Raw genomic sequence first — 26,406 nt, forward strand, 5'->3', positions numbered from 1 at the left:
AAAACAACTCTTAATTACGCATCAGCTTTTTCTTTTTTAGCTTTAGGCGCTACTTTCGCTGCTTCTTGATCTGCTTTCTTCTTGATAACCGTTGTACCTTCGAAAGTTTCACCTTCAACAAATGCTTTACCGTAGTAAGAAGACATTAACACTTCTTTTAACTCACTAATGAGTGGGTAGCGTGGGTTCGCACCTGTACATTGGTCATCAAACGCTTCAACTGCTAGCTCTTCAAGTTTAGCCACGAAGTCTGCTTCAGATACACCGGCCGCTTGGATAGACATTGGGATGTCTAGGTTCACTTTTAGCTCGTCCAACCATGCTAGTAGACGTTCAATTTTCTGAGCAGTACGGTCACCAGCTTGGCTTAGACCTAAGTGGTCAGCAACTTCAGCGTAACGACGACGTGCTTGTGGGCGGTCGTATTGAGAGAACGCTGTTTGTTTAGTTGGGTTATCGTTCGCGTTGTAACGAACAACGTTAGAGATAAGTAATGCGTTAGCCAAACCATGTGGAATGTGGAACTCAGCACCCAGCTTGTGAGCCATTGAGTGACAAACACCTAGGAATGCGTTCGCAAATGCAACACCTGCGATAGTCGCTGCGTTGTGTACTTTCTCACGAGCGATTGGGTCATTTGCACCGTTCGCGTAGCTTGATGGTAGGTACTCTTTGAGCATCTTAAGTGCTTGTAGAGCCTGACCATCTGAGTATTCGTTCGCAAGAACAGACACATAAGCTTCTAGAGCGTGAGTGACGGCATCATAACCACCAAATGCGGTTAAAGACTTCGGCATGTTCATGACCAAGTTCGCATCAACGATAGCCATGTTTGGCGTTAGTTCGTAATCAGCTAGTGGGTACTTCGCCCCAGTTTCGTCGTCAGTAACAACCGCGAATGGCGTAACTTCTGAACCAGTACCTGAAGTGGTAGTGATACATACAAGCTCCGCTTTTTGACCCATTTTAGGGAACTTATAGATACGTTTACGGATGTCCATAAAGCGCATTGCCAGTTCTTCAAATGCTGTTTCTGGGTGCTCATACATTACCCACATGATTTTCGCAGCATCCATTGGTGAACCACCACCTAGAGCTAGAATCACGTCAGGCTGGAAGCTTTGCATTGCTTCTGCACCTTTTCTAACAACCGATAGCGTTGGATCAGCTTCCACATCAAAGAATGTTTGAACCTCCATGCCTTGAGCTTTAAGTAGGCTTACTACGCCATCTGCGTAACCGTTGTTGAATAGGAAACGGTCAGTTACTAGGAATGCGCGTTTTTTACCTTCTAGGTCGCCAAGGGCGATTGGAAGGCTACCACGACGGAAGTAGATTGACTTAGGTAGTTTATGCCACAACATGTTTTCAGCTCGCTTCGCTACAGTTTTCTTGTTGATTAGGTGCTTAGGACCTACGTTCTCAGAGATAGAGTTACCACCCCAAGAACCACAACCTAGTGTTAGAGAAGGCGCAACGTTGAAGTTGTATAGGTCACCGATACCACCGTGTGTAGTCGGGATATTGATTAGGATACGAGCCGTTTTCATTTTGTCACCAAAGTAACGGATACGGTCTGCATTTGTGTCTTGATTTGTGTAAAGACCAGATGTATGGCCGATACCGCCAATCTCTACCATAGTGACCGCTTGAGCAACCGCGTCTTCGAAATCGTCAGCACGGAATAGGCCTAAGGTTGGGGACAGTTTTTCGTGAGCGAACTCGTCTTCCACTGAGACTTTACCTAAACCTTCACCAACGAGAACCTTAGTATCTGCTGGAACTTTAACGCCTGCCATCTCAGCGATTGCTGGTGCTGGTTGACCAACGATTTTTGCGTTTAATGCGCCGTCAATAAGCAGCACTTTACGCACTTTATCAGCTTCCGCTTTGCTGAGTACGTAAGCTTTGTGAGAAGCGAAACGCTCTTTTACTTCGTCATAGACTTCATCAACAACGATCGCTGCCTGTTCAGAAGCACATACTACGCCGTTATCGAATGTTTTAGACATTAAGATAGACGCCACAGCACGTTTGATGTCTGCCGTTTCGTCGATCACAACTGGAACATTACCTGCACCAACGCCAATTGCTGGCTTACCAGAAGAGTAAGCTGCTTTAACCATGCCTGGACCACCAGTCGCTAGGATAAGTGCAATGCCATCGTGCTTCATGAGAGCGTTAGACAGCTCAACTGAAGGCTGGTCGATCCAACCAATGATGTCTTTTGGGGCGCCCGCAGCTACTGCTGCATCTAAAACCAGTTTCGCGGCATCGTTCGTCGAATTTTTTGCTCGTGGGTGTGGAGAGAAGATAATGCCGTTACGAGTTTTCAAAGAGATGAGTGATTTGAAGATGGCGGTAGAAGTAGGGTTTGTCGTTGGAACGATACCACAGATGATGCCGACTGGTTCAGCGATTGTCATCGTACCTAAGCTGTCATTCTCTTCTAAGACACCACAGGTTTTTTCATCTTTGTATTTATTGTAAATAAATTCAGATGCAAAGTGGTTCTTGATTACTTTATCTTCAACAATACCCATACCAGATTCCTCTACCGCTTGTTGCGCTAGAGGGATACGAGCTTGGTTAGCAGCAAGAGACGCGGCGCGAAAGATTGCGTCAACTTTCTCCTGAGAGTAAGTTGCAAACTCTTCTTGCGCTTTTTTGACGCGAGCGACCATTGCATCTAGTTCGGCCAGGTTAGTTACAGGCATAGGGATTCTCCTAAAATTAACAAATATTAAAAACTTTTTAGTAAGGCTATTGTTTATCGATTTCACTGTTAATCAGTCATTTAGAAAACAAGCGTCTTAGTAAATTGCTTTCAGGGCTGAGTATAATATTTCAGAGTGTGAAAAAAAATGACTTGGATCAGTTATCACTCTCGAAACACCAGTAAAATCAATTAAGCTACTGATAAAAAAAGAAATTAAACTTCATTCTTTATTTAAAAAAAAGAAGCGCATAGACAGTCAAATAAAAGAAACAACAACAACCTGTAAAAAATTTTCATTTTTAGCCAACAAAATTACATGCAGGCTCAAATTATTACGCTACTGAGAGTATATAGAATCAAATTCATCTCTCTGCAAACCACCTTTGTTTTTATCAAAAGTGCACGAATGTTAAAGTTTGTGTAAAAAAGAGCAGATTTACAACATCTTTCTACGTAACAATTTATTTCCAAGTTGGATACAGATTATTAAAAATTAGTTTTTCTCACGCATATACTGTCGAATACGTTAGTTTTTTTCATTTCTTTAAGTCGGGCTTTTGCCTTACATTACCGCAAAATTACCTCTTCTCTTTTTCACTCGCGTGAATTTTTACGAGTACACGATATGCAGACTTTTGAGCTAGCCATATTCTTACAGTTTTTTCTTGGTTTGGTTGCCGCAGTTAACCCTGTAGGCATCATGCCAGTATTTGTGTCATTGACCGGTCACATGACACCAGAAGAAAAAAGCAAAACCGCGACCACGGCTAATGTGGCGGTTGCTATTATTCTGATCACATCTCTATTTGCTGGTCAGATGTTATTAGATATGTTCAGTATTTCGCTCGACTCGTTTAGAGTCGCGGGTGGTTTGTTGTTGCTCAGTATCGCATTCTCGATGATGAGTGGTAAGTTAGGGGAAGGTAAACAGAACAAACAAGAAAGGTCCGAATACGTGAGTCGTGAACAGATTGGTGTCGTGCCACTGGCTATGCCCTTAATGGCGGGGCCTGGTGCCATTAGTTCAACTATCGTCTACGGCGCACGATACCCAAACATGTTGGATACTGTCGGTATCAGCCTTACTATTGGCTTGTTCTGTCTATGCTCGTGGCTGTTGTTCCGCTCTGCCCCACTGATCGTGCGATTTTTGGGCCAAACCGGCATTAACGTTATCACCCGTATTATGGGGTTGATCTTAGGTGCATTGGGTATTGAATTTATTGCGAATGGTTTACGCAACTTATTCCCAGGATTAGCCTGATTTCCTATAAAATTGTATGATAGAGCGATTCAATAATGGATCGCTTTGTCATGACAACTGACTCTCTCAAACATACGCTTTATGTCACTATATTTGGCACGCATACCAAGGCTGGTCGTGCTTTTGATATTGCACTCATCGTTGCAATCCTTAGCTCTTTAGCCGTTCTTGTCCTCGATTCTATCCCATCTGTGCGCGCAGAATGGGCACAAGAGCTCAAGTATTTAGAATATACCTTCACAGGCTTGTTCACCATAGAGTATTTACTGCGTTTGTATTGCTCCCCCAAACCAGCAGCCTACGCGAAAAGTTTTTATGGTGTTGTTGATCTACTGGCAATACTCCCAACCTACTTAGTTCTGTTCTTTCCGGCAGCATCTTTCATGGGCGTGATCAGAGCACTTCGTGTGATGCGCATATTCCGTATCCTAAAATTGGTCCGATACTTACAAGAGTCTAATATCCTATTGCGTTCTTTGTTAATGGCGCGAAGAAAAATCTTCATCTTCTTTAGTGCCGTTGCCATTTTAGTTACGATTTTTGGTTCTTTGATTTTTATTGTTGAAGGCCCAGAGAACGGATTTACCAGCATTCCAAAAAGCATTTACTGGGCTATCGTAACGATAACAACTGTGGGTTATGGTGATTTGGTCCCACAAACCAACTTGGGCAAAGCATTGGCGTCAATCACTATGTTACTTGGCTACTCGATTCTTGCGGTTCCGACGGGAATATTTACGGCTGAATTACATCAAGAAATGCAATCACACAAGGTTCTAGTGAAATGCCCCAACTGTTCTCACTCCGGGCATGACTCCGATGCGAGTTATTGCAAACATTGTGGTAGCGAGTTAGCCGAACCAGATAAACGAGTGGTTAGAGGAAAAGAATAAATATAAAAAAGAGCTCCCAAGGGAGCTCTTTTGTATTTAAACACTACTTGTTGATTGTTAAATTTATACTTTTTCAGAAAGAATGATGCGTAACGTACGGCGTAGTGGCTCAGCGGCCCCCCAAAGCAATTGGTCACCAACGGTGAAAGCATTTAGGAAGTCATCCCCCATTGCCATCTTACGTAGACGCCCCACAGGCACTGACATTGTGCCCGTCACTTTCGCAGGCGTTAGCTCTTGCGCGGTGATATCGCGGTCGTTAGGAATCACTTTAACCCAATCGTTGTGAGTTGCGATGATTTCTTCGATTTCATCCATTGGCACGTTTTGCTTTAGCTTAATCGTGAGTGCTTGTGAGTGACTGCGCATTGCACCGATACGGACACAAGTGCCATCAATAGGCACTGGCGTATCTTGAGATCCTAAAATCTTATTTGCTTCTGCACCCGCTTTCCACTCTTCTTTACTCTGGCCATTATCACGTTTTACATCGATCCATGGAATAAGCGAGCCTGCCAATGGCACACCAAATTTATCCGTAGGGAAAGAAGAACTGCGCATTGTGTCGGCCACTTTTTTATCAATATCAAGTATCGAGCTTGATGGGTTTGCAAGCTCTGAGCTTACAGAATCGTTGATGACACCCATTTGAGAAATCAATTCACGCATGTTCTGTGCACCTGCACCAGAAGCGGCTTGGTAAGTCATGGCACTTGTCCACTCGACTAAACCTTTCTCAAATAGACCGCCTAGGCCCATCAACATTAAGCTGACAGTACAGTTACCACCAACAAATGTGTTGGTGCCAGCATGAATACCTTGTTGGATTTGCTGCAAGTTCACTGGATCAAGCGTGATGATTGAATCTTCTGCCATACGTAAGGTAGAGGCAGCATCAATCCAGTAGCCTTTCCAGCCCATTTGACGAAGTACTGGGTAAACTTTCTCTGTGTAGTCACCACCTTGACACGTAATAACCGCATCAAGTTGTTTTAAGCTTTCAATATCATACGCGTCTTGCAGTAATCCTGCGTCTTTTCCTAAGTTAGGAGCAGGTATACCAACTTGAGAAGTACTGTAGAATACTGGTTCGATCAGATCGAAGTCTTTTTCTTCAACCATACGCTGCATAAGGACTGAACCAACCATACCGCGCCAACCAACTAAACCAACTCTCATCGTATTAACTCTCCATGTATTAAAAAACCTATTCCATAGTTCATTTTTCGCAACAAAATCTCAAGCCCTAATTTGTAAATAAACTCAATTATTAACCTTTTATCCTGAATAATTCGCGTTAAACGAGATTTTTAAGGGGTCTGGTTGCTAATTCGTTCATTTTTCAAGTAGGGAAAGCCCTCTTTCTCAAAATTGGTCTTACCAGAAAATCAGAAATAACACCTGAAGCACATAATTTTCACATCACATAACATTTAAAACCATAAAGATTAAATAACTTTGACATTTAATTTCACAAGCAAACGTTTTCGCCGACGAACATCAAGATAAAACACCAAATATTCGAAATATAATTTTTGTTAATGTATGTTGTGAGCCATTACAACAAGGAGCGCCTTCCTCTATTGCTCCAAGATTGAAAGAGGCACATATGAAGCAAGTTACACCACGCCTACCAAGCTTGATACAGGTATTTATCTCGCTTGGTTTTTTTCTACTGCTGGCATTTTCGTTTACTGCCAAGTTAGATCTGCCAATACAGTTAGCGCTGTACATCGGCTGGTTCATTATTATCCTGCTGGGTTTAAAACTCGGTCACCTATATAAAGACCTTGAAAAAGCAGCACTAAATGGTATTTCCAACGGGCTTGGAGCAGTATTGATTCTGCTTGCCGTAGGTGCCCTTGTCGGCACTTGGATTTCAGGCGGTATTGTGCCTACTATCATTTACTACGGTCTAAAAGCAATTCACCCTTCTATCTTTTTGCTCGCTACAATGATCATCTGTTCATTAACAGCATTGGCGACAGGCACATCTTGGGGCGCAGCAGGTACTGCTGGTATTGCAATGATGGGTATCGGCCAAGGCCTTGGCGTTCCTGCGCCGATCACGGCAGGTGCCGTGCTTTCAGGCTGTTACTTTGGTGATAAAATGTCGCCTCTGTCAGATTCTGTGATCCTTGCTTCATCAATGTCTAACGTTGAAGTCATGGAGCACATCAAAGGCATGTTACCAATTGCACTGATCAGCTACATTATTACAGGCATCATGTTCACGGCATTTGGCTTTCACTATGCTGGCCAAGTGGACATGAGCCAAGTGGATTCTGTAATCAAAGCGATGGAACAACAGTTCTACATCACACCTTATTCATTTGTTCCGGTTATTATCGTATTGTCACTACTGGCCATGCGTATGCCTTCATTCCCTGTGATCAGCTTCGGTTCTCTACTGGGTATTATTTGGGCTGTGATGATCCAAGAAGTTGACTTCCTAACCGCATTCAATACCGCATGGGCACCATTTGCGATTTCTTCTGGTGTGGATTTCATTGACTCTATCCTTAACCGCGGTGGTATGTCTTCAATGCTAGGGTCAGTTGCGGTTATCGTCTTTGGTCTTGGTTTTGGTGGCCTACTTGATAAAGTTGGTGTTCTAGAAACCATCGCGAAGTTATTCGAAAAACGCGTTCAAAGTGCAGGCTCCCTAGCAACAAGCACGATTGGCACGGCGTTTATGGGTAACGTATTTGGTTCAGCGATGTACGTTTCACTTATCTTGACACCAAAAATCTGTGCGAAGAACTACGACCGCCTAGGCTACAAACGTAAAAACCTGTCTCGTAACGCGGAGTTCGGTGGCACATTAACCTCAGGCATGGTTCCATGGAGTGACAACGGTATCTACATGGCAAGTATTCTGGGTGTTGCGACTCTGTCTTATGCACCGTTCATGTGGTTAAGCTTTGTATGTATCATCGTGACCATTATTAGCTCTTACATGGGCTGGTTTGTTGATAAATGTGAGCCAGTAGCAGAATCATCGGAACAAGTGGAAGCTGAGTTAAAGCAGCAAACGGCTTAATCTGATTTTGCTATAAAACAACTCAAATGAAAAAAGAGCGCTTATAAGCGCTCTTTTTTGTTTACTTTGGGCAATATCAATCTGTGAGCATTTCTTGTATCTTTTCACTCTCAAGGACATTGTTAGCATAAAGTATGGTTTGATGCAGAACACCAGCTAAATCTGTTAGCTTATCTTCCGGCACTGTAAGCCCTTGCTTAATTAACAACTCAATATCACCCGATATATAGTACAGTGGCATTGCACCCAAACTTCCTGCTACTCCCTTTAAGCTGTGTAACGTCCTTTTTGCTTGATCTTTATCTTCCTTTAGTAAGCGATGCATTTTAGTGCCATCATCACAGTGATCCTGAATAAAGATCTCAAGCAACATGCGCACCGCATCTTCGTCTCCCGTTAACGAATCCAACATCTTATTGATATCGATATATGGCTCACTTGAGATCTCATCTGTCGTTGGTGAAGGTGAATTATGCTTGCTTGTTTCTGCGTTCTGTTGTGCTTGCCGACTCTTAGCATGGAACGATAAATCAACGCTAAGTGGTTTATTCTTTATGTGCTCTGGCTCTTTTTCTTGCTCACCTGCTGTTTCTACTGGCTGAACGGTGCCTTCGGTGAAAACTGCCCACGAGAAAAACGCAAGCACTACACCACTGACGGCCGAAAGCCAAACAAGGAATGTCATCAGCTTTTGCTCCAACTGGGCATTAATAGAAGCCAATTGGTTGGAAAAATCCGGCTTAAGTAGCTGATTCGCTAAATAACTACCTTGTGCATTGGCAGAGAGAGCACTTGACGTTTGAGCAAGTCGACGTTGAAAAGCACGCCGCTCTTCAGCGATGAGAGAATCTGACTCGATAAAAAGTAAATCAAGTTCGCGGTACGTATCGGTATTCGTTGCAGAGTCGCTAAAAATAGACTCCAACACTAACGCCCCTAAACGGTAGTACATTGACTGAATGTGTTCTGAATTCTGGTCTAGGTCTCGGCTATTGTGTAATAACTCTGCTAACGATACGAGTTTAGTATCGCTGTCAATAAAAGCGCGAGCGCGCTCTAAAAAACGATCGGTGGCATAAAGCAATGGAGTAATATCTGGTGTGGTTTCTTCTGCCGATAATTCAGTCTCGAGTTGCAAACGAACGGCGTAAACTAGCTGGAGCTCAAGAGAGATTTGATCAACATACTTAACACGATAAGGAAGCTCGAAGTTAAAGAAATGTCGAACCTCTTCGACTTTGGTCCCTAATTCATTAACGATCGAGATTGTTTGCATCGTTTGCTTCGCCTGCAGCAAAACTCCTAGAGCAAAAGCACACCATAAAACAAATAAGAACCAAGCATATTGCCGAACCCCGCCTTTTAACTTCTGCAACGCTCATCCCTCATATATATCCATTAATTACAAGCATATACCATGGCATACATAATGGGTGTACCTGCCTCACATAAAAAAAGAGAGCCAGTGGGCTCTCTTTGTTAAAATGTACTGACCTAGTTACGACTCAACTGGTCTTTGAGATTCGGAGGGGTTCCTTTGATCGTTAACGTATCAGTCTCCGGATCGTAAAATATACGCTCACCAAGCAACAAGCTATCGAAGCTGATGTTTAAGCCTCCACCGGCTCCAACGTATTTGGTTAGCTTGCGCACTGTCGACCGATCACCAGGAAATGACTCTTCAAGTTCATAACCCTGTTCTTTGGTAAAGTCCATGAAACTCGTACCGTCTTGGCTCGGTGGAAGCTCACCAGATAACTCAGAGATTTGAACTTCATCACCTGATTTAATTTGTTCGTTACAGTAATCGTAAACTTGCTTTTTGTACTCGTTAACTTCTTGCTTCTCGAGCTTAGAGTCCGAGCAGAAGTCATCAACGGCTTGCATTAACACCAAGTTTTGTTGTTTGGTGTCTAGGCCAATATCCGCTTGTAAAAAATCGAGGAAAAAGTCCGCCACTTTACGGCCTACTCGTCCTTTTATATAAGACAAATAACGGTTGGACTCTTTATCTGTTTCGTAGCTAGACAGATCAATACGCGCAGCAATATCCATTTTGGTGATATCTAAATAATCTGTCGCACTGATGTCCAAACCCTCCGTCACTTTTAGACTTTGGTTCATAGGTAAAATACCAATGAATAGGTAATCTGTCGCCAAGCTTTGGTATTCTGCAAAAACCAAGATCCCTTCATCCGCGAAGGGATACTTAATCAACTCTTCTTTCAAGCGATTTGCACTAATTTGTGAGAAGTCGTAAAAATCTCGCTCTCCTTTGCGCATTTCTTGAAGCCAAAATTGAAATTCGCTGTCTGACTGGAAAGAGCCAAAACCTTTACCAGCTTTAGAATGGAATACGCGGTGAAGCTCAGCGACTAATTTTTCAGTAGATGCATCGTTCTCTAATGATGCTGGACGAAAGTTTACAACCAGTTCGTCCTGGTCGTTTTTGCATAGTTGATGCAAAATAACGTTTGAAAGATGAAGGCTCATAGTGATTTATCTTGCTACAAGGTTTTAGTTGATGTGGATTGTAGGTTATCATAAGCCGCTTTTACTATCATTATTAGAGTCTTTATGCCGATTACATCTAAATATACTGACGAGCAAGTAGAGAAAATTCTTGCTGAAGTAGCAACAGTTCTTGAAAAACACGCTGCTTCTCCTGAGTTGACGCTAATGATTGCCGGAAATATCGCAACCAATGTCTTAAATCAACGTGTTGCTGCTTCACAACGCAAAGCGATTGCTGAAAAATTTGCTCAGGCGCTGATGTCTTCTTTAGAAACACCAAAAACACACTAATAACGGACAATAGAACACATACATGGTAGACAGCAGAAACTCATACGGCGAACGTGTATCTCGACTGGTTGGTTGGGGTCATTGGTTTGCATTCTTCAATATCGTCGCTTCGATGTTGATAGGCACGCGCTATATTGTTCAGTCACCTTGGCCCGAAACATTGCTAGGTCAATTCTATCTGGCGGTATCTTGGGTTGGGCATTTTGGCTTTCTGGTTTTCGCGCTCTACCTACTGGTTCTATTCCCGCTGACATTTGTCCTGCCATCGCGGAAACTATTCCGTTTGGTGGCTGTGATTTTCGCGACGGTTGGACAAACCCTATTACTGATTGATACCCAAGCGTATCAGTCAATCAACCTGCACTTGACCCCCGTCGTCTGGGAATTACTGTTCAGCGAAGACAAAAGTACACTCAGTACGGATCTGCAACATTTATTTGTGGTGATGCCGCTGATTTTCCTTACTCAGCTCGCTCTATCCGAGTGGGTATGGCGAAAACAGCGTAAGCTTTCTCATAAACACGTAGGGCGACCGCTAACCGCCGTATTCTTCATCAGCTTTATCATGAGTCATTTGGTTTACATTTGGGCGGATGCTTATTTCTACAACCCAATAACAAGTCAGCGCTCAAATTTCCCGTTGTCCTACCCGATGACGGCGAAAAGCTTCATGGAAAAGCATGGCTTGCTTGATCGCGAAGAGTATTTACAACGCTTAGCTGAAAATGAAGGTAACGTCGAGCTAGTCAACTACCCACGAGAAAAGCTGGAGTTTAATCGTCGTGTAAACAAACTCAATGTACTAATGATCAGCGTGAACAACTTACGGTCAGACGCGCTAAATCAACAAGAGATGCCGAACCTCTACGAGTTTGCTCAGAAAAACCAAAACTTCCGCAATCATTACAGCTCAAGTAATGACACATATGGAGCCTTCGGTTTGTTCTACGGTTTACCAACCAGTTATGCCTCAAGCATTAAAGCACAGGGTACCTCTCCCGTATTACTCGATGTTCTCAAAGATCAGGGTTACAACTTTGGTTTGTTCAGTGGCAACGGTTTTGAAGATGACCTGTACTCAGAAATCATTTTCCGAGATTTAAAGCTGGCAGATGAGCTTGACGGAACACAACCCCATACAGACCAACAATCCATTGCAGATTGGAGTACTTGGCTAACTGAACAAGCGAACCAACCTTGGTTTAGCTACATCGAAGTGACGGCTGTTGATAATTTTGAACCGCTGCCATCAAACAAAGATGAAGAAATGCCAGCAAGCGAACGATTCAAAAAAGCGTATGAACTTGCCGTAAAAACTGCTGACAAGACAGTTGCAGGCATTATTAATGAGCTTGAAACTACAGAACAGTTGACCAACACTATCGTTATCATTACCTCTAACCACGGTAGTGAGTTTAATGAGACAAACACCAATAGCTGGGGAGCAAATAGTAACTACAGTCGTTATCAGCTCCAAGTGCCGATGGTACTCCAATGGCCAGGAATGTTAGCAGGTGAGTTTAGTCACAGCACGAGCCATTTAGATCTCTCTGTCACGCTACTGCAAGATATGCTAGGCGTATCGTCTAACCCATCTGATTACAGCAGTGGCCGTAACTTGTTTGATGAAGGCCGCCGCCGCTGGATTCTTGCGGGTGACACTCGTGAGCTGGCATTAATTACCAATTCGCAAACCACGGTGATCGACAAGTTTGGCAACTACAAATTGTATGACAAAGATTACAAACGCCTACGAGATGAAGCGCCGAAATTGCCTGTATTGATGCAAGGCTTAACGGAACTGCAACGCTTTTATTCAAAAAACAACTAGCCGAAGCTGGCAAACACCTACCGCAAAGCTCTCCTTTAGGGGAGCTTTTGTTTATTTAAACAACAGAGATTATAGTTTTCTGAGCAGTAAACATCCAATTGATTAAATTGGGGTTTACAATATTTTCAAAGCCTTATAATATCCAAGTCAACAATGGAGAGATGGCTGAGTGGTTGAAAGCACCGGTCTTGAAAACCGGCATACGTTAATAGCGTATCTAGGGTTCAAATCCCTATCTCTCCGCCATTATTTAAAAAGCCTGCATTTTTGCAGGCTTTTGTCGTTTTAGGATATCTACCCAGTCGAGGGGAATTTTCCCCTCTGATGCATTTAGCTAATTGATAAACACTTCGCTAGCAGCATTAATTAACTGTAAGTGAATTGGTACCAAATCTGCGTGATTCGTTCGGTATCCTCCCCCAACCACTGCCGCAACGGGAATGCTTCTCTCTTTCATCGTTTGCATTAAAAATTGGTCGCGCTCTGCAATGCCTTGCGTAGATACATTAAAATAACCTAGTTCATCATCTTGATGGATATCCACACCAGCATCATAGATCACCAGATCTGGACGATGGAGGTTAAGGGCCATTTCAACGACTTCTTTGAATGTCATTAGAAATGTTTCATCCTCTGTCCCGCGAACGAGAGGAACATCCAGATCTGATTGAGGCTTTCTCGCAGGGAAGTTTTTATCGCAGTGAAATGATAACGTAATAATGTCTGGCTCTGCTTGGCAAAGCGTTGCCGTTCCGTCACCATGATGCACATCACTATCGATAATCAAGACCTTGTCCACATATTCGATATCTAACATTTGCTTTGCGGCGATGACCAGATCATTAAATAAACAGAACCCACTGCCAAAATCTTTGTGTGCATGATGGTACCCACCACTCAAATGAATCGCGACACCATACTCAAGTGCCTTTTCCGCCGTTAAGACCGTCCCTGCCGCAGAGGTTAATGTTCTTGTGATCAGGAGCTCACTCCAAGGAAAACCGATACGGCGCATTTTCGCGGTAGGCATATTACCTTTAATAAGTAAGTCGACATACTCTTCATCATGAACTTGCTTTATCTCATCGACAGTTAATGCCTCCGGCTGGAAAAACTGCACCTGCTTTCCCCACCCCTCCTTTTCGATTTGTGCCATAACCGATTGGTAAAGGTACTTGTATTTCATAATTGGATAGCGATGACCTTTAGGTAATTGAAGTTGCGAATAGATTGGGTGGTAGATCAGTGGCAGCATGAGATTTTCTTGTTAACAATCGTTGTGAAATAGTATCAACTCCAAGTTAATAAAAACAATTCTAATTGATAATGATTTTCAGCACTGACAAAAACAAGTTAAATAGAAACACATTGCCTTTGCCATACTAGATACAATCGTTGGTTTTTATGCGCTGCTTTTTTAACGATCACATTGAGTGCCTAATGGTTAGTTGATTTTATTATTCTCCGCTAACACAATGGCCTCTGTTTAGATCAACAAGGTAGGTGTTTTTATGAGTCAAACGGTCTTTATTACTGGTGCAAACCGAGGCATCGGCTTAAGTTTAACCGAGCTGTACTTGCAACAAGGCAGCCAAGTACACGCCACTAGCCGCTCTCTTGAAAGCTGTTCAGAACTACGAGCATTAGCATCACGCTACGACTCATTGTCTTTACACGAACTGGATGTGACTAACTATGACCAAGTGGCTAAGCTTACTGGCGAACTTCCAGCTATCGACTTGCTGATAAACAACGCAGGCTATTACGGGCCTAAGGGTTATGGCTTCGGCAATACCGATGTTGAAGAATGGCGCAAAGTATTTGAAATTAACACCATTGCTCCATTAAAGCTGATTGAGAGCTTTTACCCACTATTACAGCAAGGCGCTACGAAAAAGATTGCTTGTATTTCATCGAAAGTCGGCAGCATGACCGAGAACACTTCCGGCGGAGGCTATATCTATCGCTCATCGAAAGCAGCACTTAACTCCGTCGTTAAGAGCTTAAGCAACGATTTAACCTCTGAAGGATTTACCGTGTTAGCGCTTCATCCCGGTTGGGTGCGTACCGCGATGGGTGGACCCAATGCTTTGATTGATACACAGACGTCAGCAAAGGGGTTAGCAAACGTGATTACACAGAGCACCCCCAAAAATTCAGGTCAATTTATTAACTATGATAGTACCGAGCTCCCTTGGTGATCAATAAGCCATCAATAGGTGGCCTCTTGACGGTATGATAGACGCGCAACCCAAAGCAACAATGACCTTTTGAGTTGGCGCTTTATGATGTGGATTTACGTGTGGAGGCACCCGATTTAGCAGCGCCTCCTTTCGCATAGCTCCGTTTCTTACGTTTGAATGCAGGACGATCTACTTTAGGGAGATGGCGTAATGAGTCCGGGATCGGCCCTGATTTAACCTGCCCCATCAAACCACTAATTCGTTGCTCTAATGCTTGCATGAAGGGTTGATACGCCTGATTTCTTTCTGACATTCCTTGTAACTGATGTTCCCAATTCGCCGTCATATCAGGATAAGTCGCATCTTGTGGCAGTGCATGAATTAACCCCCGCCCAGCTTGAGAGCTGAGTATCGACTTGCCTTGACGTGTCAACAGTTGGCGTTTGAATAAGGTATCTAAAATACCGGCTCGCGTTGCCTCCGTGCCCAAGCCGTCGGTATCGCGCAATATTTTCTTTAACTCTTTATCCGCAACATATCGAGCAATGCCCGTCATCGCTTGTAGAAGCGTCGCTTCCGTAAAATGCTTCGGGGGTTCGGTTTTGCGATCTTTAATTTCACCCTCTCGACAAGTCAATACTGTCCCCTCCGATAATGGTGGCACAGCATCAATCCCTTCATCATCTTTGTCCGTTTTTCCCATTAACACTTTCCAGCCAGATGATAACAATTGACGTCCTTTAGCGATGAATGTGCCACCAGCGATGTCAAACACGAGTTTTGCTTCTGCGTATACCGCTGTAGGGTAAAACTGCATAAGATATTGACGAGCGATCAACTGATATATTTTCATTTCATTAGCAGAAAGAGCGTTTACATTCGCTTGCTTTGGTGTGGGAATAATCGCATGGTGTGCATCGACCTTTTTATCGTTCCATGCTTTTGATTTCAGAGTTAAATCGGCTCCCTGAACCGCACTTTGTAGCTCTTTGGTATTGTTCGCGATGGCTGAGGTTACCGTCCTTGCTTGCGCATAATGCTCCATCGGTAAGTAGCGACAATCTGAGCGTGGATAAGTGATCAACTTATGCTTTTCATACAACGCCTGACAAGTGTCTAAAGCCTGTTGAGCACTCAGCCCATAACGCTTTGCAGCGTCAATCTGTAGTGCCGACAACGAATACGGAAGCGGCGCCGATTGCTTGGTCTGCTTTTGCTCGGACTCGGTGACTTTAGCTGGCTGATTTTTAATCCGACTTGCTACGTTTTCCACTAGCTTTCGGCTCAGCACTCGCCCTTCTTCATCTTGCCAAGGCTGACAGGCTTCACTCGGCTTCCAGCGTGCGCGAATATCGAATGTGCCATTGTTATCTTGATACGGAATCAATGCATGCAGTGTAAAAAAGTCTTTCGCCACAAAATTTTCTATTTCTTCATCACGGCGAACCACCAAACCTAACACCGGCGTTTGAACCCGCCCCACAGATAATACACCTTGATAACCTGCTTTTTGACCAAGCAGTGTGTAAGCACGAGACATGTTCATTCCGTACAGCCAATCGGCCCTAGAACGAGCGAGTGCCGATACAGAAAGCGGGATAAACTCACGATTACTGCGCATTGAACTCAATGCTCGCTTGACCGCTGGCAAGTTCAAGTCTGAGATAAGCAAACGTTGAGTCGCTGCTTTTTTGGTTTTGGAAAGCTTGCAGTGTTCCAATACCTCATCCACCAACAATTGACCTTCGCGGTCTGGGTCTCCGGCGTGAATGACTTCATTCGCTTCCTTGAGTAACTTGCGAATCACGGTTAACTGCTTGCTCGCACTTTTTCTCGGTCTCAATTGCCACTGCTGTGGAATGATCGGCAAATCCGTCATACTCCACTTTTTATAACGCTCGTCGTAAGCGTCTGGCTCTACCTGTTCTAATAAATGCCCGATACACCAAGTCACTACATCACCGTTACCACAGCGAATAAAGCCTTGGTCTTTCTTTTGGGGGGTAGGCAATGCGGCCGCTATTGCACGACCTAAACTTGGTTTTTCAGCGATAAACAGACGAGACATAACATTTAGACATCATAATAATAAGGGCTACATTATCGAATCTCACCCTAAAAAATCAAGAAAAACTGTATATATAAACAGTAATCCGTTTTTTTTAAATATATTTATTGAAACTCAACAAACTTTGACAAGTCACGCTCTGGTACTTTCATTGGCGTGCAACCCGGTGTGCCTAGGTATAAAAATCCTACGATTTTATCTTCACCCTTTAAGCCAAACGCTTGATGAACTTCTGGATGAAACATCCATTTACCCGATCGCCAAAAACCTTGGAAGCCTTGTGCTACCGCTGTCATCTGCATCGCTTGTGCTGCACAACCGGCAGAGAGATACTGTTCTAATACAGGCACTTTCTCATGTTCGGTTACTTTAGCAATCACGGTAATTACCATAGGCGCGCGAAATGGCGCATTTTTTATCTTTTCCACAACAGTTTCATCACTGTTTTCCGCCATTGCCGCTTTGACCAAAATGTCTGACAGTCTCTTTAGTCCATCTCCCTGAGCAATCACAAAGCGCCAAGGCGTTAAACCTGCGTGATCAGGGGCACGAAGCCCAGCACGAATGATGTTCTCCAATGCTTTGCCTTCTGGCGCAGGTGCAGATAATTTCGCAATAGATCGGCGATTGAGCAAAAGTTCGAGCGCTTCCATGAGAGAATCCTTATTGAATATCACTGTTATTTTCTTTGTTACTCACTTTAGCATAATCCTTTCATCCGAATAACAACCTGTTTTCTGAGGATTTAATAACTTGCTTCACTTAACACTCATCAAGGTTTACTGTAAATTTATTCGTAAAATGAATAGGTTGAATATAGGCAGGTAGATGGACAAAGATAAACAAAACAGCATTTACGAAAAAATCATCAATGACGAAGATGCCCGCGCCTGCAAAGCGATTCCTGAATCCGCTTGCCATCAAGTTCCTGGTAACTTCCTTAAAATCATTTATGCTCAATTTCTAACAAAATTGGGGGATGCGTTGATCAATCCCAAAGTGACTTTGCCATGGATATTACAAAGCCTTGGCGCGCCCGTTTACTTAGTTGGTTGGCTAGTTCCCATTCGCGAATCTGGTTCACTCATTCCGCAGTTAAGTATTGCGCATTACATTCGCCTGCTCCCGGTAAGAAAGTGGGTTTGGGTGCTTGGCAGTGTATTACAAGCGCTTTCGATATTCGCCTTAGCCTTAGTCACCCTCACTATGACGGGCGTTGCTGCTGGTTACGCCGTCATCGTATGCCTCGTCGTTTTCAGTTTTTCGCGTGGTCTTAACTCCGTGGCTTCCAAAGATGTATTAGGAAAAACCATTCCTAAAAACCAACGTGGCCAAGTTAATGGCTGGTCTTCAAGTGCTGCGGGGCTCGTCACTCTTGTGTTCGCTAGCCTTCTTGCAGTGACTTGGCTTTGGGGAGTGGAACCGACCGTACGCTTTTACAGCATCAGTTTAGCATTGGCCGGCATCATATGGTTAGTTGCAGCTTGGGTCTACGCTCGTATTAATGAGTATGCTGGCGAAGTAGACGGTGGTAAAAACGGGGGGTTAGAAGCCTTTAAGCAGTTGGTTCTGTTAAAAACTGACGTGACTTTTCGGCGCTTTGTTATTACCCGAACACTATTTTTATGCTCCGCATTGAGCGCGCCGTATTACATCGTATTGGCGCAACAATCTCTCGGCGGTCAGTTGTGGGTGTTGGCGCTCTTTATGTTTTCAAGCGGGTTAGCCTCGTTTGTCTCTGGTCCTTTCTGGGGACGCATGTCTGATTACTCGAGCCGAAGTGTCATGGTGATTGGCGCAACAATCAGCGCGCTACTTGGCATCGCGTTGTTTGTTTATGACACTTTGATAACCTCTTCTCCCGCCTTTTTATTTGTCATTCCGCTGCTCTACTTTTGTGTTTGTATTGCTCATGATGGCATACGTGTAGGCCGAAAAACCTATCTGATTGATATTGCCGAAGGTGACAAACGCACAAGCTATGTGGCCGTAAGTAACACGGTCGTGGGCGTAATGCTTTTATTGATGAGTTCACTTGGTGCAATGGCAAACGTTCTTAGTCTCTCGTCGATCGTCTTAGTGTTCTCTTTTATTACATTAATAGGCGTATTGCTGGCGAAACAACTGCCAGATATTAACGATTAACTTTTATGCTTATCTCAATGAAAGAAAGCTGCGCATGAGTCGCAGCTTTCTTTTGCAGGATAATTTGAGGCTATTTATAGCTTCACGTTATAACTTCACGGCTAACTTTACCCCTTGGCGAATCGCACGAACGGCATCGAGTTCGCCCGCATGGTCAGCTCCACCAATGATGTGGATTTTTTCACCGAGCTCAGGCCATTTCTCTTCAAATGGACGTACCGACTCCTGCCCTGCGCAAATCACTATTTTATCCGTTTTAAGCAATTGCGATTTTCCATCCACATGAATATGCAAACCATCATTATCGATTTTGTCGTAAGACACCCCACCCACTAAATGTACGCCGCGCTTTTCTAGGGTTCGTTTGTGGATCCAGCCTGTCGTCTTGCCAGGGCCTTTACCGACACGACCTTTACGACGCTGAAGCACCCACACCTCTTTGTCACTCACCGAGTCAGGATATGGGTACAAGCCACCTGGTTGAGACATTTCTTTATCAATGCCCCAATCATGAAGCCAGTCATCCAATGTTTGTCCAACGGGTTCGGTGAGCATCGTCGCAACGTCGATACCAATACCACCCGCACCTACGATCGCAACTTTCTCTCCTACTGGCGTTTTATCTCTAATGAGCGTTTGGTAGTCCACGACTTTTTCAAGGTTTTCAATACCGTCGATTTTCACTTTACGCGGCTCAACGCCGGATGCCATTACGATTTCATCGTACTCGGTGAGCAAATCGTAATTCGCTTCAGTAGAAAGGTGTAAGTTGACCCCTGTCTCATCAATACGGTTAGCAAAATAACGTATTGTTTCACGGAACTCTTCTTTGCCAGGGATCTGCATGGCAAGACGGAACTGACCACCGATTCGATCATTCTTTTCAAACAAATCGACTTTATGCCCGCGTTCAGCCAAGGTTGTTGCGCAGGCTAAACCTGCAGGCCCCGCCCCAACCACAGCAATATTTTTCTTGTTAAAAGCAGGTTCAACCACGATCTCGGTTTCATAACAAGCCAGTGGGTTAACCAAACAGCTGGCGCGTTTACCTTTAAACACGTTATCTAAACACGCTTGGTTACAGCCAATACATGTATTGATCAGCTGCGCTTTTTCCTGCTCAGCTTTGGCGACAAAGTATGGATCCGCTAAAAATGGACGCGCCATTGACACCATGTCGGCATGCCCGGCAGAAAGAATACGCTCTGCATCATCCGGCGTATTAATCCGGTTACAGGTGATAATTGGCACTGACACATGGGGCTTTACTTTTTCCGTTACCCAAGTGAATGCACCTCGAGGAACTTGAGTCACAATGGTTGGAATTCGCGCTTCGTGCCAGCCAATTCCGGTATTTATTATGGTTACGCCAGCTTCTTCCAGTGCTTTTGCCAGTTCGATAACATCTTCAAATGTACTGCCTTGCTCAACAAGGTCCAGCATCGAGAGACGAAATACAATGATGAACTTTTCTCCCACTGATTTTCGAACCGCTTTAACAATCTCAACTGGAAAGCGCATACGTTTTTTATAGCTCCCCCCCATTCGTCGTAACGCATGTTAGTACGCTTACAGAGGAACTGGTTAATCAAATAACCTTCAGAGCCCATTAGCTCCACACCATCATAGCCAGCAAGTTGTGCCAGTTCGGCACTGTTAACAAACGCCTCGATAGTACTTTTAATTTGACGCTCACTCATTTCGCTAGGTGCGAACTTGGCAATAGGTGCCTTTATACCAGACGCACTTTGCGCGAATGGATGCATTGCGTAGCGCCCCGCATGAAGAATTTGCAAAGCAATTTTTCCACCGTGCTTATGCACTGCTTCAGTGACCACTTTATGAGCTTTAGCATGCTTGGGCTTACTAAACTCGGCACTCAAAGGGTGTAGACGACCGCGTAAATTGGGAGAAAAGCCTCCGGTCACGATCAGCCCGACACCTCCTTTCGCACGCTCTTCATAAAACGCGGCCAGCTTTTGCAATCCTTCTTTATGCTCTTCTAAGCCCGTGTGCATTGATCCCATCAGAACTCGGTTTCGTAATTGAGTAAAACCAAGGTCCAGTGGCTTTAATAGGTTTGGGTACATGGCAGACATTACTAAACATCCATTGTTATTATCATGGTCTGACCAGATTACGTCTGCGCAAGCCAAAAATCAAACAGGCGTTTACATTTTTGTAACACCGATCAATCTCGCGTGAAAATATGCCAATTGTTGAGTGGTCGTGATAAGCTAAAAAAATGTTATTTTTTGAGATCTTAGAGATAAGAACCCATACTTTGCAAGATTAAGGGAAGACTATCTCGTTATGGAGACAAGATGAAAAAACTCTTCAAATTTATTGGGTTGATATTTAAGGGAATATGGAAAAGCATCACCTTTATCAGACTCGCGCTGGCAAACTTGATCTTTTTGCTGATGATTGCCGTTTTTTACTTTGCTTTTACCTACACCGGAGAGGGGTTACCTGTCGTCGAAAAAGAATCAGCGTTGGTGATGAACCTGTCCGGGCCAATTGTTGAGCAAAGGCGCTATATCAACCCGATGGACTCTTTTGCTGGATCAGTTTTCGGTAATGAATTACCTAAAGAAAATGTCTTGTTCGATGTCGTTGATACCATTCGCCATGCCAAAGACGATCCGAAAGTATCAGGGTTAGTTCTGGCACTTCGCGACATGCCAGAGACAAATCTAACGAAACTTCGTTATATTGCTAAAGCGCTGAATGAATTTAAAACGTCAGGCAAGCCAGTTTACGCCGTCGGCGACTTTTACAATCAAAGCCAATATTACTTGGCAAGTTATGCCGACAAAGTGTACTTAGCGCCAGATGGTGGCGTACTGATTAAGGGGTACAGCTCTTACTCTATGTACTATAAAACGTTGTTAGAAAAACTGGACGTTTCCACCCACGTATTTCGCGTAGGCACCTACAAATCAGCCATTGAGCCATTTATTCGTGACGATATGTCGGATGCGGCAAAAGAATCAGCAACACGTTGGGTTACCCAGCTATGGAGCGCCTTTGTAGATGATGTGACAACCAATCGTAACATCGATGCAAACGTCTTGAACCCTACGATGGACGAGCTACTTACTGAGATGAAATCTGTCGACGGTGATATCGCACAACTGGCGATAAAACTCGGTCTGGTCGATGAACTGGCAACACGTCAAGACATCCGCACCCTGTTTGCGAAACAGTTTGGTAGTGATGGCCAAGACAGTTACAACGCAATAAGTTACTACGATTACCTCGCTACTATTCGTCCAGATTACAACGTGACCAAACACGACATCGCGGTTGTGGTTGCAAGCGGTGCCATTATGGATGGCCAGCAACCTCGTGGCACCATCGGCGGTGACACGGCTGCAAGCTTACTTCGTCAAGCCCGCAATGATGACAAAGTCAAAGCAGTCGTACTGCGTGTCGATAGCCCAGGGGGAAGTGCCTTTGCCTCTGAAGTAATCCGGAACGAAGTTGAAGCACTAAAAGAAGCCGGCAAACCAGTAGTGGTCTCTATGTCGAGCTTGGCCGCATCTGGGGGATATTGGATCTCGATGAGCGCAGATAAGATCGTTGCTCAGCCAACCACCCTGACAGGTTCAATCGGCATCTTTAGTGTGATCACGACATTCGAAAAAGGCTTTAATAAGTTAGGTATCAATACCGATGGGGTTGGTACATCACCCTTCTCGGGGGATGGCATTACGACTGGCCTTTCCGAGGGCGCCTCGCAAGTCTTCCAACTAGGTATTGAACACGGATACAAGCGTTTTATCTCTTTAGTTGGCTCTAACCGCGCTATGTCTTTAGAGGAAGTCGATAAGGTGGCTCAAGGGCGAGTTTGGACGGGACAAGATGCCCTATCCTTTGGTCTTGTCGACCAAATGGGCGACTTTGATGACGCCGTCGAATTGGCAGCCAAACTTGCAAATGTGACCGATTACGGCCTTTACTGGGTTGAAGAACCACTTTCACCAACTGAGCTGTTTTTACAAGAGTTCATGAAGCAAGTCAAAGTGTCTATAGGTATTGATGCAACTAGTTTGTTGCCAAAGAGTATCCAACCTGTCGCTCAACAGTTTGAACAAGATGTGAGCTTACTGCAAAGCTTTAATGACCCGAAAGGTCAGTATGCATTCTGTTTGAACTGCCAAATTCAGTAGACGTTTAATCGCGATAAATCTTTAAATCGTGCATTGAGGCATCTTGTTGTGAGATGCCTCTTTTTATTGCGTTATCGACTCATTCCTCTGCCTCGCATCTCAAGGTTATTTGGGTATATAATCCCGTTCCCTGTTCCCCTACATGAAAGAAAAATTGAACGATGACTAGAAAACACATCTACATCGCTTACACCGGTGGGACCATCGGTATGCAAAAATCGGATCATGGTTATGTGCCTATCGCTGGCTTTATGGAAAAACAATTAGCGAGCATGCCGGAGTTCCACCGCTCAGAGATGCCGAACTATACTATCCATGAATACGAGCCACTGATTGACTCATCAGACATGACACCTGAAGACTGGCTACAGATTGCGAATGATATCCGCGACAACTATGAAAAATACGATGGTTTCGTGATTCTGCACGGCACTGACACTATGGCCTACACTGCGTCAGCATTGTCTTTCATGCTTGAAAACCTTGGCAAACCAGTAATTGTAACTGGCTCACAAATTCCATTGGCAGAATTGCGTTCTGATGGCCAAGCAAACTTATTGAATGCTCTGCATATTGCGGCCAACTACCCGATCAATGAAGTAACATTATTCTTCAACAACCAGTTGATGCGTGGTAATCGCAGTACTAAGTCTCATGCGGACGGCTTCAATGCCTTCACTTCACCAAACCTCCCGCCACTTCTAGAAGCCGGTATTAACATTCAGGTAAGCAATACCGTGACCGTCGGCGCACAACCTGAAGGTGAATTCAAAGTACACAAGATTACCCCACAACCAATCGGTGTCATTACGATGTACCCGGGCATCTCGCATGAAGTTATCCGAAACACGCTTCGTCAACCCGTTAATGCGATGATTCTACTGACTTTTGGCGTAGGTAATGCACCACAAAACCCAGAGCTACTTGGTCACCTTAAAGAAGCGTCAGAGCGCGGTGTTATTGTCGTCAACCTGACGCAATGTTTAGCAGGAAAAGTCAACATGGGTGGCTATGCGACTGGTTGTGCTTTGGCTGATTCGGGCGTAATCAGTGGCTTTGACATGACTCCTGAGGCAGCGCTAGCAAAACTGCACTATCTTTTGAGTCAAAATCTCACTTACGAAGAAGTGAAAGAGAAAATGCAACAAGTACAGCGTGGCGAAATGAGCCTATAACAAGGATTCGCATAAAACCTAAAAAGGTCCATCGTTCCTTTCTCGGAAAGCCACGATGGACCTTTTTCTTTAACGGTGACACTTTAACGACAATCAATGCTGCGGATATAACATGTCATCAATCAATATTTGGATTCACACGTACAATATCGTTTGCTTCTCCACTGAACTGCTTTTTAAGCTCTTGCTTAGATTTAAAACTGATTTCACCACCCGCTGCAACGCTCATGTGTTGAGCATCGGTATTATGTTTTGATTGATACAACATCACAGCTTGCATACATGAATCTCGCTGCTCTCTAGAAAGTGTTGTACCCTCAGGCCATCTTCCCGTCTCGACTGCATAGACCAGACGATTATAAACTTCTGGAGTCATCGCTTTTAATAGTTGTTCTGCGTTCATAATGTACCTTCTTATTACATTTTATTCACAGAACATAACGGGTTCACAAACTGAGTCAAGAACACGAAAATCAATTGGTGTAACAGATCACAAGCAAAACCATGAAAACAACATACTGGTTACTTACAGGCCTCGCCAGCCTCACACTAACAGGCTGCCTTGAGGGTAACGTGACAACAGAAGAGTTGTGCAATAAAACACCGCAGCTACGTTGCGAATACCTCAATATGGATGACGGACAGTGTCGAATACCACGAACAGACTTGGTCTGGCATCGGTTTGAACAATTTAAACATCCATCAGAAGCAAACCAAATCACCGAATACGGCTTAGTTGCCGAGTATCGAAAGTGCCTAGAGCTTGCTTCTCAGATTACGCCTATCGATCAAAGCGCCCTAAAAAGACAACGTTTTAATGCTTTAGTACATAGCATTGACGAGCTGGATCGTATTGTGGATGAACTCCAAAACTCAGATAATCCAGCCACTTTATACTTTCTCTGGTCTCAAACCGGTGATACCCAAGCGCGCCGTAAGTTTTTACAAATGGAAGGTTCACCGAAGCTAGAAACGGCTGAGATGCAGTATGCTTTAGCCACTTTTTATACTAACCGGGACGCCCAAAAAACGCTGACGCTGTTAAACAATGCGCTGTCTTTATCGAATCAAGACAACGTAAACTCCGTCATTCTTAAATCTATGGCGAGTATCTATCAAGGACTTGGAAAGAAAGAACATGCGTACTTATGGGCAATGGTCGCGAAAAGATTTGATGTGCCACTGGCAGGACAAAAACAGCTGAAGCGAATGTTTAATTTTGAGGATCCTAACCAATATCAACGGCTAGACGATGTAGCGGAATCAATCGCGAAAGCCATTCAAAACGGCAACTATTCTCCCGCAATGATTCCCCAAGAGATGTAAAAAATTCCCACTGAATGTGGGAATTTTTTTGGCTCAATCTCGGTTCTAAATGTTCTACCTAGCAAGCACTTTGTGAAAGGATAAAACACTCTGATGCTCAATTTGGCCTTTATTACCCAGATTTGTTGAAAATTAACGACACTGAATTGATGCAATAACGCTCACCTGTGGATTGCGGTCCATCTTCAAAAACATGCCCTAAATGGCTATCACATGTCGCGCAGCGAATCTCCGTACGGACCATCCCGTGACTGAAATCCTCCAAATAACGCACCGCATTGTCATTGACAGGCGCATCAAAACTCGGCCACCCACACCCAGAGTCATACTTGTTATCAGAGACAAACAGAGGAGCATTACAACAGGTGCAGGCATACACGCCCGTTTCTTTATTATGCAGCAACTTGCCGCTGAACGGCGGCTCTGTACCTTGCTCTCGACAGACACGAAACTCTTCATCAGATAGTTGCTCACGCCACTGCTCATCGGACTTTGTGACTTTTTTCCCACTTTGTTCCACGACTTTCCGTTCCTTCTTTACTCTTTCTAACATTGACTTTTTTAGTAAAAAACTTGCTTCTCGTAATAGTTGTAGCACATACTTTCTCACTAGCACACCATGCGTAATTAATTTAATACGAGTACTTCTCTTACAAGTTATACTACGCCAACTGGGCTATAGATAAATCAGTTGAAAGTTTAAAAAACACACATTTGCTAAGAATTGTTAAAAAAAGCGTCGCTTTTTTTTGACTTTAAACAAGTTAAGTCCGATTATC

At 44.0% G+C, this 26,406-nt stretch carries 20 protein-coding genes, 1 tRNA gene and 1 pseudogene; 11 read left to right on the forward strand and 11 right to left on the reverse strand.

Annotation, left to right across the window (positions count from 1 at the left end; genetic code table 11):
* Positions 1–14: 14 nt before the first annotated feature.
* On the reverse strand, positions 15–2,717 hold the full coding sequence (adhE, locus tag AC3D28_RS06650) for a bifunctional acetaldehyde-CoA/alcohol dehydrogenase (protein ID WP_098415164.1): 2,703 nt from the start codon (positions 2,715–2,717) through the stop codon (positions 15–17).
* A 627-nt stretch (positions 2,718–3,344) separates the two neighbouring features.
* Between adhE and AC3D28_RS06655 the strand changes: the two genes are divergently transcribed.
* Complete coding sequence (locus tag AC3D28_RS06655; RefSeq protein WP_488535960.1) at positions 3,345–3,983, forward strand: YchE family NAAT transporter; 639 nt, start codon at positions 3,345–3,347, stop codon at positions 3,981–3,983.
* Positions 3,984–4,018: 35 nt separating this feature from the next.
* Positions 4,019–4,876, forward strand: coding sequence for an ion transporter (locus tag AC3D28_RS06660; RefSeq protein ID WP_098415162.1), 858 nt, complete (start codon positions 4,019–4,021; stop codon positions 4,874–4,876).
* Positions 4,877–4,939: 63 nt separating this feature from the next.
* Here the strand turns inward: AC3D28_RS06660 and asd are convergent, their stop codons facing one another.
* Positions 4,940–6,055: an aspartate-semialdehyde dehydrogenase gene (gene asd / locus AC3D28_RS06665; protein ID WP_488535961.1), complete on the reverse strand. Its 1,116-nt coding sequence runs from the start codon at positions 6,053–6,055 to the stop codon at positions 4,940–4,942.
* A gap of 430 nt (positions 6,056–6,485) precedes the next feature.
* Here asd and nhaC point away from each other — a divergent pair, with 430 nt between their 5' ends.
* Positions 6,486–7,919 (forward strand): Na+/H+ antiporter NhaC, encoded by a 1,434-nt coding sequence (gene nhaC / locus AC3D28_RS06670; protein WP_098415160.1) that lies wholly within the window; start codon positions 6,486–6,488, stop codon positions 7,917–7,919.
* A gap of 76 nt (positions 7,920–7,995) precedes the next feature.
* Here nhaC and AC3D28_RS06675 read toward each other — a convergent pair whose 3' ends face one another.
* On the reverse strand, positions 7,996–9,195 hold the full coding sequence (locus AC3D28_RS06675; RefSeq protein WP_488535962.1) for an Hpt domain-containing protein: 1,200 nt from the start codon (positions 9,193–9,195) through the stop codon (positions 7,996–7,998).
* 218 nt (positions 9,196–9,413) lie between these two features.
* Positions 9,414–10,412 (reverse strand): nucleoid-associated protein YejK, encoded by a 999-nt coding sequence (gene yejK, locus AC3D28_RS06680; RefSeq protein WP_488535963.1) that lies wholly within the window; start codon positions 10,410–10,412, stop codon positions 9,414–9,416.
* Between the two features lie 84 nt (positions 10,413–10,496).
* Here yejK and AC3D28_RS06685 point away from each other — a divergent pair, with 84 nt between their 5' ends.
* The 3 genes from AC3D28_RS06685 to AC3D28_RS06695 all read left to right on the forward strand — a co-directional run bounded on the left by AC3D28_RS06685 (position 10,497) and on the right by AC3D28_RS06695 (position 12,801).
* Entirely contained in the window at positions 10,497–10,724 is a 228-nt protein-coding gene (locus AC3D28_RS06685) for a YejL family protein (RefSeq protein WP_005380722.1), read from the forward strand.
* Between the two features lie 22 nt (positions 10,725–10,746).
* On the forward strand, positions 10,747–12,555 hold the full coding sequence (locus AC3D28_RS06690; RefSeq protein WP_098415156.1) for a DUF3413 domain-containing protein: 1,809 nt from the start codon (positions 10,747–10,749) through the stop codon (positions 12,553–12,555).
* A 155-nt stretch (positions 12,556–12,710) separates the two neighbouring features.
* Positions 12,711–12,801 (forward strand) — tRNA-Ser (locus AC3D28_RS06695).
* 88 nt (positions 12,802–12,889) lie between these two features.
* Here AC3D28_RS06695 and AC3D28_RS06700 read toward each other — a convergent pair.
* Positions 12,890–13,810, reverse strand: coding sequence for a histone deacetylase family protein (locus tag AC3D28_RS06700; RefSeq protein WP_098415153.1), 921 nt, complete (start codon positions 13,808–13,810; stop codon positions 12,890–12,892).
* 256 nt (positions 13,811–14,066) lie between these two features.
* On the opposite strand from AC3D28_RS06700, the gene AC3D28_RS06705 reads away from it, so the two are divergent.
* Entirely contained in the window at positions 14,067–14,756 is a 690-nt protein-coding gene (locus AC3D28_RS06705; protein ID WP_488535964.1) for an SDR family oxidoreductase, read from the forward strand.
* 82 nt (positions 14,757–14,838) lie between these two features.
* Here AC3D28_RS06705 and AC3D28_RS06710 read toward each other — a convergent pair whose 3' ends face one another.
* A complete protein-coding gene (locus AC3D28_RS06710) occupies positions 14,839–16,806 on the reverse strand; it encodes a DNA topoisomerase III (protein WP_488535965.1) in 1,968 nt (655 codons plus the stop codon).
* Between the two features lie 104 nt (positions 16,807–16,910).
* Positions 16,911–17,459, reverse strand: coding sequence for an NAD(P)H nitroreductase (locus AC3D28_RS06715; protein ID WP_488535966.1), 549 nt, complete (start codon positions 17,457–17,459; stop codon positions 16,911–16,913).
* 175 nt (positions 17,460–17,634) lie between these two features.
* Here AC3D28_RS06715 and AC3D28_RS06720 point away from each other — a divergent pair, with 175 nt between their 5' ends.
* On the forward strand, positions 17,635–18,951 hold the full coding sequence (locus tag AC3D28_RS06720) for an MFS transporter (RefSeq protein WP_488535967.1): 1,317 nt from the start codon (positions 17,635–17,637) through the stop codon (positions 18,949–18,951).
* An 87-nt stretch (positions 18,952–19,038) separates the two neighbouring features.
* On the opposite strand, the gene AC3D28_RS06725 is transcribed toward AC3D28_RS06720, so the two are convergent.
* Together AC3D28_RS06725 and AC3D28_RS06730 are read right to left on the reverse strand one after the other, a co-directional pair.
* Positions 19,039–20,127, reverse strand: a complete 1,089-nt coding sequence (locus tag AC3D28_RS06725; protein WP_488536068.1) for an FAD-dependent oxidoreductase — start codon at positions 20,125–20,127, stop codon at positions 19,039–19,041.
* Positions 20,122–21,050: pseudogene (locus AC3D28_RS06730) on the reverse strand (2,4-dienoyl-CoA reductase FMN-binding domain-containing protein); the annotation flags it as partial. The gene AC3D28_RS06725 and the pseudogene AC3D28_RS06730, both read right to left, overlap by 6 nt.
* Before the next feature lie 225 nt (positions 21,051–21,275).
* On the opposite strand from AC3D28_RS06730, the gene sppA reads away from it, so the two are divergent.
* Both sppA and ansA read left to right on the forward strand, forming a co-directional pair.
* The gene (gene sppA, locus AC3D28_RS06735; RefSeq protein ID WP_488535968.1) at positions 21,276–23,126 is read left to right on the forward strand and encodes a signal peptide peptidase SppA; all 1,851 of its coding nucleotides are present in this window, start codon (positions 21,276–21,278) and stop codon (positions 23,124–23,126) included.
* 161 nt (positions 23,127–23,287) lie between these two features.
* The gene (gene ansA / locus AC3D28_RS06740) at positions 23,288–24,301 is read left to right on the forward strand and encodes an asparaginase (protein WP_098415146.1); all 1,014 of its coding nucleotides are present in this window, start codon (positions 23,288–23,290) and stop codon (positions 24,299–24,301) included.
* Between the two features lie 118 nt (positions 24,302–24,419).
* Here ansA and AC3D28_RS06745 read toward each other — a convergent pair whose 3' ends face one another.
* On the reverse strand, positions 24,420–24,704 hold the full coding sequence (locus AC3D28_RS06745; RefSeq protein WP_488535969.1) for a YeaC family protein: 285 nt from the start codon (positions 24,702–24,704) through the stop codon (positions 24,420–24,422).
* Between the two features lie 101 nt (positions 24,705–24,805).
* On the opposite strand from AC3D28_RS06745, the gene AC3D28_RS06750 reads away from it, so the two are divergent.
* Positions 24,806–25,627, forward strand: a complete 822-nt coding sequence (locus tag AC3D28_RS06750; RefSeq protein WP_488535970.1) for a DUF2989 domain-containing protein — start codon at positions 24,806–24,808, stop codon at positions 25,625–25,627.
* Positions 25,628–25,739: 112 nt separating this feature from the next.
* On the opposite strand, the gene msrB is transcribed toward AC3D28_RS06750, so the two are convergent.
* Positions 25,740–26,180, reverse strand: coding sequence for a peptide-methionine (R)-S-oxide reductase MsrB (gene msrB / locus AC3D28_RS06755; protein WP_488536069.1), 441 nt, complete (start codon positions 26,178–26,180; stop codon positions 25,740–25,742).
* Between the last annotated feature and the right edge of the window lie 226 nt (positions 26,181–26,406).

The organism is Vibrio sp. TAP-3B, from assembly GCF_057784735.1.

What these genes read in the sequence shown, in the direction of transcription:
- AC3D28_RS06675 (WP_488535962.1), bottom strand. Translation starts at nt 9,195, where the DNA reads ATGCAAACAATCTCGATCGTTAATGAATTAGGGACCAAAGTCGAAGAG.
- AC3D28_RS06705 (WP_488535964.1), top strand. Translation starts at nt 14,067, where the DNA reads ATGAGTCAAACGGTCTTTATTACTGGTGCAAACCGAGGCATCGGCTTA.
- AC3D28_RS06750 (WP_488535970.1), top strand. Translation starts at nt 24,806, where the DNA reads ATGAAAACAACATACTGGTTACTTACAGGCCTCGCCAGCCTCACACTA.
- AC3D28_RS06685 (WP_005380722.1), top strand. Translation starts at nt 10,497, where the DNA reads ATGCCGATTACATCTAAATATACTGACGAGCAAGTAGAGAAAATTCTT.
- AC3D28_RS06745 (WP_488535969.1), bottom strand. Translation starts at nt 24,704, where the DNA reads ATGAACGCAGAACAACTATTAAAAGCGATGACTCCAGAAGTTTATAAT.
- asd (WP_488535961.1), bottom strand. Translation starts at nt 6,055, where the DNA reads ATGAGAGTTGGTTTAGTTGGTTGGCGCGGTATGGTTGGTTCAGTCCTT.
- AC3D28_RS06655 (WP_488535960.1), top strand. Translation starts at nt 3,345, where the DNA reads ATGCAGACTTTTGAGCTAGCCATATTCTTACAGTTTTTTCTTGGTTTG.
- adhE (WP_098415164.1), bottom strand. Translation starts at nt 2,717, where the DNA reads ATGCCTGTAACTAACCTGGCCGAACTAGATGCAATGGTCGCTCGCGTC.
- ansA (WP_098415146.1), top strand. Translation starts at nt 23,288, where the DNA reads ATGACTAGAAAACACATCTACATCGCTTACACCGGTGGGACCATCGGT.
- AC3D28_RS06660 (WP_098415162.1), top strand. Translation starts at nt 4,019, where the DNA reads ATGGATCGCTTTGTCATGACAACTGACTCTCTCAAACATACGCTTTAT.
- sppA (WP_488535968.1), top strand. Translation starts at nt 21,276, where the DNA reads ATGAAAAAACTCTTCAAATTTATTGGGTTGATATTTAAGGGAATATGG.
- AC3D28_RS06700 (WP_098415153.1), bottom strand. Translation starts at nt 13,810, where the DNA reads ATGCTGCCACTGATCTACCACCCAATCTATTCGCAACTTCAATTACCT.
- AC3D28_RS06710 (WP_488535965.1), bottom strand. Translation starts at nt 16,806, where the DNA reads ATGTCTCGTCTGTTTATCGCTGAAAAACCAAGTTTAGGTCGTGCAATA.
- AC3D28_RS06720 (WP_488535967.1), top strand. Translation starts at nt 17,635, where the DNA reads ATGGACAAAGATAAACAAAACAGCATTTACGAAAAAATCATCAATGAC.
- AC3D28_RS06715 (WP_488535966.1), bottom strand. Translation starts at nt 17,459, where the DNA reads ATGGAAGCGCTCGAACTTTTGCTCAATCGCCGATCTATTGCGAAATTA.
- nhaC (WP_098415160.1), top strand. Translation starts at nt 6,486, where the DNA reads ATGAAGCAAGTTACACCACGCCTACCAAGCTTGATACAGGTATTTATC.
- AC3D28_RS06690 (WP_098415156.1), top strand. Translation starts at nt 10,747, where the DNA reads ATGGTAGACAGCAGAAACTCATACGGCGAACGTGTATCTCGACTGGTT.
- yejK (WP_488535963.1), bottom strand. Translation starts at nt 10,412, where the DNA reads ATGAGCCTTCATCTTTCAAACGTTATTTTGCATCAACTATGCAAAAAC.
- AC3D28_RS06725 (WP_488536068.1), bottom strand. Translation starts at nt 20,127, where the DNA reads ATGGTGTCAATGGCGCGTCCATTTTTAGCGGATCCATACTTTGTCGCC.
- msrB (WP_488536069.1), bottom strand. Translation starts at nt 26,180, where the DNA reads ATGTTAGAAAGAGTAAAGAAGGAACGGAAAGTCGTGGAACAAAGTGGG.